Source organism: Streptomyces sp. NPDC085524, assembly GCF_044541755.1.
Classification (GTDB): Bacteria; Actinomycetota; Actinomycetes; order Streptomycetales; family Streptomycetaceae; genus Streptomyces.
In genome coordinates this window covers 44,267-55,420 of record NZ_JBITTH010000009.1, presented here as the reverse complement: position 1 = coordinate 55,420, position 11,154 = coordinate 44,267, and the positions used below count along the sequence as shown (strand labels likewise).

General features: G+C 71.9%; 8 protein-coding genes and 1 pseudogene. 5 read left to right on the top strand and 4 right to left on the bottom strand.

Annotation, left to right across the window (positions count from 1 at the left end; all coding sequences use genetic code 11):
- Positions 1–3 precede the first annotated feature (3 nt).
- Both ACIGFK_RS15675 and ACIGFK_RS15670 read left to right on the top strand, forming a co-directional pair.
- Positions 4–1,662 carry a hypothetical protein gene (locus ACIGFK_RS15675; protein ID WP_400052149.1) on the top strand — a complete coding sequence of 553 codons (1,659 nt, stop codon included), beginning with the start codon at positions 4–6 and terminating at the stop codon, positions 1,660–1,662.
- Positions 1,663–2,050: 388 nt separating this feature from the next.
- Positions 2,051–2,448, top strand: a pseudogene (locus ACIGFK_RS15670) (TIGR01458 family HAD-type hydrolase); the annotation flags it as partial.
- Here the strand turns inward: ACIGFK_RS15670 and ACIGFK_RS15665 are convergent.
- The 4 genes from ACIGFK_RS15665 to ACIGFK_RS15650 all read right to left on the bottom strand — a co-directional run bounded on the left by ACIGFK_RS15665 (position 2,363) and on the right by ACIGFK_RS15650 (position 5,842).
- A complete protein-coding gene (locus ACIGFK_RS15665) occupies positions 2,363–2,692 on the bottom strand; it encodes a hypothetical protein (RefSeq protein ID WP_400052147.1) in 330 nt (109 codons plus the stop codon). The pseudogene ACIGFK_RS15670 and the gene ACIGFK_RS15665 sit on opposite strands and share 86 nt — an antisense overlap.
- A 37-nt stretch (positions 2,693–2,729) precedes the next feature.
- Positions 2,730–3,644, bottom strand: coding sequence for a zinc metalloprotease HtpX (gene htpX, locus ACIGFK_RS15660; RefSeq protein WP_376654974.1), 915 nt, complete (start codon positions 3,642–3,644; stop codon positions 2,730–2,732).
- Between the two features lie 303 nt (positions 3,645–3,947).
- Positions 3,948–4,121 carry a hypothetical protein gene (locus ACIGFK_RS15655; RefSeq protein ID WP_400052145.1) on the bottom strand — a complete coding sequence of 58 codons (174 nt, stop codon included), beginning with the start codon at positions 4,119–4,121 and terminating at the stop codon, positions 3,948–3,950.
- Between the two features lie 77 nt (positions 4,122–4,198).
- Positions 4,199–5,842, bottom strand: coding sequence for a peptidase M23 (locus ACIGFK_RS15650; protein WP_376654930.1), 1,644 nt, complete (start codon positions 5,840–5,842; stop codon positions 4,199–4,201).
- Between the two features lie 493 nt (positions 5,843–6,335).
- Here ACIGFK_RS15650 and ACIGFK_RS15645 point away from each other — a divergent pair, with 493 nt between their 5' ends.
- The 3 genes from ACIGFK_RS15645 to ACIGFK_RS15635 all read left to right on the top strand — a co-directional run bounded on the left by ACIGFK_RS15645 (position 6,336) and on the right by ACIGFK_RS15635 (position 10,945).
- Positions 6,336–7,322 carry an alpha/beta hydrolase-fold protein gene (locus ACIGFK_RS15645; protein WP_376654931.1) on the top strand — a complete coding sequence of 329 codons (987 nt, stop codon included), beginning with the start codon at positions 6,336–6,338 and terminating at the stop codon, positions 7,320–7,322.
- The gene (locus ACIGFK_RS15640; protein ID WP_400052143.1) at positions 7,319–8,830 is read left to right on the top strand and encodes a peptidoglycan DD-metalloendopeptidase family protein; all 1,512 of its coding nucleotides are present in this window, start codon (positions 7,319–7,321) and stop codon (positions 8,828–8,830) included. The genes ACIGFK_RS15645 and ACIGFK_RS15640 overlap by 4 nt, the downstream gene beginning before the upstream one ends.
- A gap of 84 nt (positions 8,831–8,914) precedes the next feature.
- Positions 8,915–10,945: a family 43 glycosylhydrolase gene (locus ACIGFK_RS15635; protein ID WP_400052141.1), complete on the top strand. Its 2,031-nt coding sequence runs from the start codon at positions 8,915–8,917 to the stop codon at positions 10,943–10,945.
- The last annotated feature ends 209 nt before the right edge of the window (positions 10,946–11,154 follow it).

The following is an 11,154-nucleotide window of genomic DNA, read 5'->3' as shown; positions in this document are numbered from 1 at the left end:
GCCATGGGCATCCTGATGGTCAACTCCGACAACCTGCTCCCCTACGAGCCGTCCACCGACCCCAACCCCCTCCGGGTCAGCTCCGCGGAGGAGACCGAGTACGGCTCCATCAACATCAACGTCGGCGGCGGGATCACCACCCCCGCCTGGTGCAACAAGATCACCGTGCGGGTGCCGCTGGGGTCCGGCGCGGGACACCTCACCGACAACGGGGCGGGCATCAGGACCGGCGCCAGCACCGGCTGGACCCCGTCCGCGCCCAGCGTGGTCAGCGGATTCGCCGTGATCACGTTCACACCGACCCGGGCGGTCCAGTTCACCGGGCAGATCATCTCGTTGACCCTGTCCAACATCGAGGTCAACCGGGCCCCCGGCCGGGTCACGATCGACATCGTGGAGAGCTCCTCCCCCACGAACGGGAGCTTCACCGACAGGACCGCCGCCGTCGAAGTCGACAAGTTCCCCGCCGGGTTCGTGTTCCGGAACTTCGCACCGGAGAAGATCATGGTCGAGAACGGCGAGGCCGCCGTCCTCCGCTGGGAGGGCTCCGACGCGAAGTACACGATGTACTGGGGCGACGCGCCCGCCGGCGTGCCACTGGACAAGGAACGCACCTGGACCACCCCCGTCGGGCTCAGCACCGTCACCGGCTTCATGCTCCGCGCCGAGGTCTCCGAGGGCGGCACCACGCTGACGCACACCCTCACCACGGCGGTGACCGTCCGCATCCCCGACCTGGTCGTGCGCAACCTGACCGTTCAGGGGCCCGCGGTCTTCTCCGACGCGGTCAGCCTCAGCAACGCCGCCAAGGACCTCACCGTCGCCGGCAGCGTCCGCGGTGCGGGGAGCAACCCCCTGCGGGTGAGCCAGCCCGCAGGGCTCAAGGTCGACGCGAAGGCCCAGGTGGCCGGCGTCTTCTCGGTCGACGGCACGAGCACGTTCAACAACGACGTCAGCGTCGCCGGGACGCAGACCACCACACTCACCGTGCTGGGCTCGGTCCGGGGTTCGGGCTCCAACCCGCTGCGGGTGAGCCAGCCCGCCGGCCTCAAGGTCGACGCCGCGATGACCGTGGCCGGGGCCACCTCGCTCACCGGAACGACCACGCTGAGCGGGGCGACCACCCTGTCCGGCAGCACCGTCCTGTCGGGGACGACCCAGCTCTTCCAGGGCGCGCAGATCCGGTTCTGGAACAAGGGGCAGGCCCCCGGCTCCGGCAACAAGTTCACCGCCACCGCGCAGACCGACGGCATCCTCACCTGCTCGGTCAAGCAGTTCGACGCCACCAGCATGGAGAAGAACATCGGGTACAAGGCCAACCTCACCCTGAAGATCGGCGGCCGCTATCACTACTGCGCGGCCCCGATGCTCCGGCAGGTCGGGGGCGGGTCCGAGTACAACATCACGGTGCCGGTCCGCAAGGGCGAGCAGATCGAGGCCTGGCTGGCGGTCGACGGGAGCAACTGGTGGTCGCTGGTCGCGCTGGCGCTCGCCTGGTCGGCGGTCGGCAGGAAGGCCGACCTTGCGGCCGTCTCCGGTGAGGCCCCCTACGTGCTCGACGACTCGGGACAGGGCATGGCCGAGTACCTCAGGCTCCTCGCCGAGGACGCCGCACGACCGGTCGGCGACAAGCCCGAGGAACAGGCAGCGGTGACCGTGTGACACCACGTCTGGCCCCGACGGCCCGCCGACGACGCATGCGTGGCTCAGCGGCATCGGCCTACCACCGAGGCGTCTGCGGAAGGAACCGACCTGCCTCCGGACTGACAGGCGGCTGACCACCAGCCGTGCGGTGGCTCGCCGCTCAGGTGGAGCTCCCCGCAGCACCACGGCGGACGGTCCTGATGCAGGCCGTCGGCGTTGGGGGACGGAGCACGGAAAATGCTCCGTCCCCAGTGCAGCGCGTCGAACGCGCCGGCTCTTCCCTCGACCAGCGCCTCGTGCTCCTGAAAGGCAACGCGCAGGCCTGGCCCGCCGACCGGCCTCGCGGGGCTGTTTGCGGCTCGCCCGCGCCCAGCAGAGCGACCGCAAGCCCCCTGCCGGCGCGTCATGGCGCACCAGCACCGGCCTCGACCGCGACTCCGGGGCCTTCTTCCTGGGGCTGGAACGAGCCGCCCGGGCCGAGGCGGAGATCACCGGCAGACCGGCCGCAGCGTTCGTCGCCTCCGCCCTCGCACTCCGTGGCGCCACCCGGGCTACGGCATCGAATCCGATGTGCCGGCGGCCCAGCGCCGTGCAATCAGCGGCGTACGCGTGAAGACGGGAAAGTACCTGCCCGAGACGCACCGGGCGGCCGACGGGACGCCGGGCCACGTCCTCGACTCCTTCGCCGACCTTCCCGCGCCGCCGGAGCGCCTCGCGCTCAGCCGAGCCCAGGAGCGCCCCACACCGGGAACCAGCGGCCGAGGTCCGGCTCTATGGGCAGGTCGTCCGCGAGCAGCGCCCTGATCTGCAGTTCCGCGGCGTTGTCGCGCTTGCAGGTCTCCCCGGTCGTCCCGGTCTGTGCGGGAAGCGGCGCGAACGGATAGAAGGTGCCGCCTTCGACGCTGGCGAAGCACACCGAGCCGACGCCGGTCGGAGCGGACCCGGCACCCGCCTGCAGGGTGATCGCGGCGCTGGGCAGGCCGAAGAGCCGGTCGAGGCCGGGAAGTACCGGCTTGCTGCGGCCGAGGATGGCGTCGAGGAGTCCCACGGTACGAACCTCCGTTGCCGGTGATGAGTCCGGCTGTTCAGGGACGGCCGAGCTGCTCCGTGATCCTGCCCAGCCGGTCCAACCGCTCCTCCAGCGTGGGGTGCGAGGAGAGCAGCCTGCTCAGGCTTTCCTTCGACGAGAACGCGGGTGCGAACCAGAACGCGTTGAACGGCTCCGCCTTGCGCAGATCCCGGCTCGGGATCCTCGCCATCTCACCGGTCACCTTGGTGAGCGCGGAGGCGAGTGCAGACGGCCGGCCGGTCAGCAGCGCGGCCGCACGGTCGGCGGACAGCTCGCGGTAGCGCGACAGCAGCCGCGTCAGCAGAAAGCTGATCACGTAGACGGCGGCACTGACCAGGGGTATCAGCACCGCCACGATGGCGGTGCTGCTGTCGCGGCTGTTGCGGCCGAGTCCGCTGTAGACCGCGATGCGGGTCATGATTCCCGCGAGGACACCGAGGAACGAAGCGACGGTCATCACCGCGACGTCGCGATGGGCGACGTGCGACAGCTCGTGCGCGAGGACACCCTCCAGCTCCTCGGGCTCCAGGCGGCGCAGCAGCCCCGTGGTGACGCAGACCAGTGCGGTGCGCTCTCCCCGGCCGACGGCGAAGGCGTTCGGCACGTCGCTGTCGGCGATCGCCACCCGGGGCTTGGGCATGTCGGCGAGGGCGCAGATGCGGTCCACGGCACCGTGCAGCTCGGGCGCCTGCTCCTGGGTGACCTCGCGGGCACCCATGCTGGAGGCCGCGATCCGGTCGCTGAACCAGAACTGCGCGACGAACAGACCCCCCGCGATCACCAGAATGGCGGGCCACGAGCCCCGGTAAAGGGCCAGCAGGGTGCCCACGAAGACGACGTAGAGCAGCCCGATGAGGAACATGGTCGTCACCATGCGGGTGGTGAGTCCCTTGTCCGGGACGTAGTGCGAACGAGACCGGTTCCCAGGCATCTGGCCGCCCTCCAGCGGGAGCGCGGATGCGGCGCTCCTCACTCTCGATTGTGCAACTTCCTCCCCCACCGTGCGGACACTCCGGGCCCGGCATGGCCTGCGGCACTCGATGCCAGGGCCTGCGCGACATCCCCCATGCCGGCAGATCGGTCGTCGACGAGGTCCTGAAGCATTCCCGTGCCCCTCCGCCATCCGCAGCGGGTCCGCTCGTGACCGTGCTGGTCCCGTGCCGGCCGCGTCCGTCCGAGGGCGGCGAAGCCGCAGGCCGGCGCACCGGACCCGCTGGTGCGGGCCCGGTGTGGTTCAGCCGGCCTGGGCGAAATCGTTCGCGAGGCGGGGGATGCAGTCGGCGAGGGCCGGGGCGGGCGGCACGGACTTCCCACAGGCCGAAGTCGATGCCCCGGACAGGAAGGCGAAGCGCCCGAACACCCCTGGCGCGGCGCGGAAGCCGGCCGGGCCGGTGAGCAGGGATCGCACGGTGGTCCTCCCTTCCGTGAGGCTGGTGCTGTGGCGGCCACACCAGCAGGTCGGGCACGTCAGTCCCGGCCCGAGTACTAGGTGATCGCCGGCCCGGCATTGTTCAGCCAGGCCCATTCCGACCACGTGGCGAAGCCGGTCTGCCACTTGTGGTAGACGCCGGCGTGACTGGTGGCGAAGACCTCGATGCGGCCGTCGGCGTTGTTGCCGGCGACGATCTCCGTGCCGCCGCCGCCGAACGTCTCCCACTGCGAGAACGGGGCGTTCGGGCCGGTCTGCCAGGCGTGGCTCGCGGTGTCGGCATTGATCGCGTACACCTCGACCCGGCCGTCGGCCGTCCGCGCGACGGTCAGTTCGGCATTGGTGATACCGCCCATGCCCGCCCACTGCGACCACGAGGTCGGGCCGGTCTGCCAGCGGTGGAACACGCCGTCGGCATTGGAGGCGAACACCTCGAGCCTGCCGTCCTGGTTGTAGCCGGCGGACAGGTCGTGACCGCCTCCGCCGAAGTTCTCCCAGGCGGACCAGCCGCCGTTGACTCCGGTCTGGAAGAGGTGCTCGAAGGTCGAGTCGGAGAGCGCGAAGACCTCGAGGCGCCCGTCGGGCGCGGTCTCGATGGCGAGCCGGGAGTTCGCCGGGCCGCCGGCGGTGCCCTCCCAGCCGGCCCAGCCGCCGCTGGGCGCGGTCTGCCACCGGTGGAACACGCCCGTCGCGTTGGAGGCGAACACCTCGATGCGGCCGTCGGCGTTGTTGCCCGCGGCCAGTCGGTACCCTCCTCCGCCGAAGTTCGCCCAGGCCGACCAACTCCCGCCGGGCGCGGTCTGCCACATGTGGTCGAAGGTGCTGTCCGACAGCGCGAACACCTCCAGTCGGCCGTCCGCGTTGGATGCCACGGCCAACTGCGCGTTGCGCGGCCCCCCTTCGAAGCGCCACTGCGACCAGCCGCCGTTCACCGCGGTCTGCCACGCGTGGTACACGCCGTCCGCGCCGGCGGCGAAGGCCTCGAGCCGGCCGTCCGCGGACCGCCCGGTGGTCACCCGGCCCGGCGCGTACGGGTGCTTGGGGCCGCTCGCACCCGTACCGGCCCACAGGGCGTTGGCGATGAGTGCCGCGTCGCCCGCCTCGATGGCGTACAGGCCGCGCAGGTCCTCCCTCGGGCGCTGAACGTTCCAGCACACGTCTCCGATCGCCTCGTCGTTCCACGAGCCGCCCGGATACATCCGTTCCACCTCGTCGAAGAAGGCGTTGGTGGCGTGGACCGGGTCCAGACGCTCCTCCCGGGTGCCCCACCAGTCCTGCTGCTGGAACAGCCCGAGGCTGGTGTAGTCGACGGCCTGGGCGTAGTTGTTGAGGCTGGATTCCACGATGACCGTGGCGATGGCGATGGCCGCGGCCCTCTGGTTCAGGCCCCTGGCCTTCACCGCCTGCGTGACCATCCGCGCACAGGACACCTTGTAGGCGTCCAGGTAGCCGGCCATCTTCGCGTGCAACTGGGGGTTGAGCTGGCCGGCCATGATGCCGTCGGTGGCCGACGGGCCGGCCGGATCGCACGGCACGGTCGGGATGGCGAAGCCCTGTGGACCGCTGAAGTACCGCGAGACACCGGAGCGGTCACCGCCCGGGCCCGGAGCGGGCCTGGGCGACGCGGCGGAGGCGACCGAGGCCGTCATGCCGATGACCAGCGCCCATATGGTGGCCGCGAAGGCCAGTCTGGTGGCCATGCGGCACCAGCCGGATATCGCCATGGAGGTTCCCCTCTGTTCTGTCGTGAAGTGAAGTACGCGGCATCCGCGCAGCCTTCGGCCGCCGACCCGCTCGACGCGCGGCGGGCACCGGCCGGTGGAGTCCGGGCACACAGAGTTCATCCGGCGCCATCGCCCGTGTCACTCCGGATCGTTCCGGATGCTTCCGCGGCGCCCCCACGACTACCTTGTCGGCCGCATCGGCCGGCCGGGCGTCGGCCCACTTGTGCGCCCGGGCACGGGATCCGTTCCGCGGGGGAGCCCCTGCCCGGACAACACACCTACGCCGTCTCTGTCGGATCTCGCCCGGCCCGGGCCGCCCGGGCACCGCACGGCCGGAGCATCCGAGTACGTCCACGACGCCCTAGTCGACGTGCCCGCGCCTGTCAGTCCGGAAGCTTCCGGGGTCTGCGGGCCGCGCTCCGTTGCTACCTTCCAGACGCATCGTCAGGTTCCCGACCAGGAGGCCACAGTGAGCGCGCAGCACCCCAGCCGTAGGAGCATTCTGAAGACCGCCGGCGGCCTCTCGGCCGCGATGGCCATGGGTGGCGCGGGAGTCCTCGCCGCCGCCTCGACCGCTTCCGCCGTCGGTGACATCCCCGGCCTGCACATCACGGAACGCGGCGAGCAGGATCCCCGGATGTGGTACTACCGGTTCCAGACCTCCGCCATCGGCGGCTGGACCCCGGCCGTCAACGTGCTGCTGCCCGACGGTTACCACACCAGCGGGCGCCGCTACCCCGTCCTCTACCTGCTCCATGGTGGCCTGGAGGACTTCATCACCTTCGACCGGTTCCACGACATCCGGGGTCTGACGGCCTGGAAGGACATCATCGTCGTGATGCCCGACGGCGGGCGCGCGGGCTGGTACTCCAACGCGGTGAGCTCGAACTACGGCGCGCGCAACTGGGAGCACTTCCACATCGGCCAGCTGATCCCGTGGGTCGACGCGAACTTCCGCACCTATGCCGAGTACGACGGCCGCGCCGTCTCCGGGTTCTCCATGGGCGGCTTCGGCGCCCTGAAGTACGCGGCCAAGTACTACGGCCACTTCGCCTCCGTCAGCGCCCACTCCGGCCCGGCCAACCTGCGCGGGGGCAATGGTGATCTGGTGACCCACTGGGCCAACGCCTCCTCCGCCGCGGTGGAACTGGGCGGCGGCAGCGTCTACGGCATGCCCTTGTGGGACCAGGCCCGGGTCAGCGCGGACAACCCGTGCGAGCGCGTCGAGAGCTACCGGAACAAGCGGGTCTTCCTGGTCGCGGGCACCAGCCCCCAGGACATCCAGGGTTACGCCAACGAGACCTTGGTGCTCGCCACCCAGCGGGAGTTCAAGTGGAACCTCGACCGTGCGGGCATCCCCTACGAGCAGCATGAGGTGGAGGGCGGCCACTGGGTCCGCCGGAACCTGCTGGAGGACGACATCAACGGCGTCATCGACCGGCTGCGCAAGGCGTGAAAGGCCTCCTGAGCCGTGCTCTCGCGGCGACTGCCGTCCTCCTCCTCCCGGCGCTCTCGGCGCTGGCCTCCACGGGGCCGGCCGAGGCCCGGACCGCCGATCTCACCGCGGCCTGTCCCACCACCGGACCCGTGTCCCAGCACTTCCACAGCGGCCACAACGGCGTCGACATCGCGGCCGACGTCGGGACACCGATCTACGCGGTGGGCGACGGCGTGGTGACCATCTCCGGCTACGTCGGCGACTACGGCCAGTGGATCCGCATCCTGCACCCCGACGGGAGGATCTCCGAGTACGGGCACATGTCCAGGCGGGACGTCTTCAAGGACGACCACGTCGTGGCGGGCCAGCAGATCGCCCTGGTGGGCGCGGAGGGCACGAACGTCGACGGCCCCCACCTCCACCTGCGGATCTGGGGGGACCAGTCCGCCTCCTGGGGCATCGACCCCGAGGCCTACCTCGCGGAACGCGGCGTCGTGCTGCCGTGCACCCCGGGCGGCGGTCCGCGGCCCAAGCCCTTGGTGTATCCGGAGGAGTCGGGCCGGGTGGTGTCGGCGCGGTCGGCGGACGGGCGCCTGGAGGTGTTCGCAGCCGGCGCCGATGGTGTGCAGCATGCCTGGCAGCAGGAAGTGAACGGCAACTGGTCGGCCTGGGAGCCGCTCGGCGGGCCGGGCAACGCCGAACTGGCCATCGCCCCCAATGCCGACGGCCGCCTGGAGATGTTCGCCCTGGCAGGCGACACCTTCCAGCACCGCTGGCAGCTCTCCCCCTCCGGCGGCTGGTCGAACTGGGCGGCCTTCGGTGGCGGCGGGAGTGACACGGCGGCCGGCGTGAACGCCGACGGACGGATCGAGGTCTACGCCTCCAACCCGTCCGGCATCTTCCACAGGTACCAGGTCGCCCCCAACGGCGGCTGGTCGGATTGGGAGCCCACCGGTGGAGGCCCTGCCAACGGCCGCGTGGAGATGGAGAAGTCGCCCGACGGCCGGCTGGAGGTTTTCGCCCTGGGCAGCGGCGCCTTCCAGCACAAGTACCAGACGGCTCCCAACGGCGGCTGGTCGGACTGGGACGCCTTCGGAGGCGGCGGCCACGACCTCACCGTCGATCACAACGCCGACGGCCGCCTGGAGGTCTTCGCCTCCGGCTCACAGGGTGTGTTCCACAAGTACCAGACCAATGCGACCAGTTGGTCGAACTGGGAGCCGACGGGCGGTCCCGCCGACGCGCAGCTCACCAGTGCGCGCACAGCGGACGGACGGGTCGAAGTCTTCGCGATGAACGGCAGTACGGCCGTGCACGCCTGGCAGACGGCCGTCAACGCGTCCTACGGCGACTGGTCCGCCTTCGGCGGCGGCGGCACCGAAGTCACCGCGGCCGCCAACGCCGACGGACGGATCGAGGTCTTCGGGACCAGCCACGCCGGCACGTACCACAGGTGGCAGACCGGCTTCTCCAGCTGGTCCGACTGGGTCTGGCTCAACACCACGGCCGGCCCCGCCGTCGGCTGACGCCCTCCGACCCGCCCCCACCCGACCCCTGGTCGGCCGCGTCCCGAGGGCCCGGCCGACCAGGGGGCCTCCCTGGAGAGACGCATGCTTCCGATCAGCAGACGGAACCTGTTGCTGGGCGCCGCAGGGGCGGGCGCGGTCCCGCTCCTGGGCCATGGCCGGGCCGAGGCCCGGGCCTCCGACACCGCGCCGCCCGCTCGATGGGTCGGAGCGGGACCCTTCAGCTACGTCTACGACCCCTCCACCTTCGACGGCCCGCGCTATCTCAACGACCACACGCTGATCGAGGCGCTGGGCCGCTGGCACCTGTTCAGCATCGTCGGACGGAGCGCGCCGCGCGGTGAATCCCCCGACAGCACGAGGGAGACCTCCTTCGCCCACGCCTCCGCGCCGAGCCCGCACGGGCCGTGGACCACCCACGCCGACGCACTCACCGTCGCCCCGGCCTACTTCGGCGAGGAGCACCTGTGGGCGCCCCACGTCGTGGAGGCGGGCGGCAGGTTCTGGATGTTCTACGCGGCCGGCGGCGCGAGCGGCGCCGCGATCAACCTCGCCACCTCGTCCGACCTGTTCACCTGGACGCGCGAGCCCTCCGGTCCGCTGTTCCGCGGGCTCGCGGCGCGTGACCCGATGGTCCTGCGGGTCGGCGGCGAGTGGGTCATGTACTACACCGAACTCTCGGGCCCGGGCGGCCGCCATGTCGTGGCCTGCCGCCGGTCCGCGGACCTGGTGCACTGGAGCGAGCCGGACACCGTGTTCACCGACGCGACCACGGACACGACCGTCTCGGTCACCGAGTCTCCGTACGTCGTGGAACGGGACGGCTGGTACTACCTGTTCATCGGGCCGCGGGGCGGCTACGAGGGCACGGACGTGCTGGCGTCCCGGGACCCCTTCCACTTCGGCCTCTCCGGCTACGCGGGCCACGTACCCGGTCACGCCGTGGAAGTGTTCGCCGACGGGGACACCTGGTACGCGAGCGCCGCGGGCTGGTTCCGGGGCGGGCTGCACGTGGCGCCCCTCCAGTGGCGGGACACGCCGATGCCGTGGCAGAGCACGGACAACCCCGTGGCCGGCCTCGACGCCGCCGGCCGCCTCGTCGTCTTCGTGCTCGACGCCTCCGACCGCTCGATGCTCCGGCGCGTCCAGCTCGACCCGGACGCCGACACCTGGTCGCAGTGGGAGGAGTTCGGCGGGCCGGCCGGTGCGGTCCCCACGGTCGGCCGCAACGCCGACGGTGCGCTCGAGGTGTTCTCGCTCGCCCCGCAGGGCGCCAACCTGCACCACCGGGCCCAGCGTCCGGACGGCGGCTGGTACGACTGGGAGGAGTTCGGCGGCCCGGCCGGCGCGGCCCCGGCCGTCGCCCGCGGCGCCGACGGCCGGCTGGAGGTGTTCGCCCTGAGCCCCGGCGGCGCCTCCGTCGCCCGGCGACGGCAGGCGGCCCCGGGATCCGCGGCCTGGGAACCGTGGGAAGCGGGTTTCGGCGGGGCCGCGGGCGCGCCACCGGTGGTCGCCGCGAACGCCGACGGCCGGCTGGAGGTGTTCGCCCTCTCGCCGGGCGGCGCCGGGATCTTCCACCGGTGGCAGGAGACTCCGGGCGGTGCCTGGACCGCCTCCTGGCAGCGCTTCGGCACCGCCGCCGGAGCCGCACCGCGGGTGGCCAGGGACGGCAGCGGCCGACTCACCGTCGCCGCGATCGGACCGTCGGGCATGGGCACCTTCAGCCGGTGCCAGTCCGTTCCGAACGGAGGCTGGGACGAATGGCTGCCGATGTTCGGCTGGAGCGCCGCCGCCCCGGCGTTCGCCGCCAACGCGGACGGCCGGCTGGAGGCCTTCTCTCTGACTCCCGGTGGCGCCCGGCTCGACCACCGCTGGCAGACCGCCCCCGGCGGAGGCTGGGATGCCGGCAAGGAGTTCGGTGAGCCCGGCATCAGGCTCGCCGCCCCGCCCGCGACCGCGCTCGACCCCACCGGACGCCTGCACGTCTTCGCCGTCACCACCGAAGGCCGGATCCGCACCCGCGTCCAGGCCCGGCCGAGCGGCGGCTGGCGGCCGTGGACGGCCTTCGGCGACCGGACGGTCGCACCCGTCGTATCGGGCAGTCCCGCACTCTGAGACGGGAGTGCGGATCGCGCCAAGCGAAAGGGGCTGAAGGCCGGTTCCCGCGGCGCCGTCGCCCCCGGGGCACGGTGACCTTCCCCACCCGGGCAGGTCCCGGACCCGGCCTCCACGGCCGGGGCAGGGGGCGGATCCCTCGCGGGGCGCGGACGGTGGGGGTACGCCGTCCTCGCCCGCCGAGGCACGACGGCCTCCTCCGATCCCCT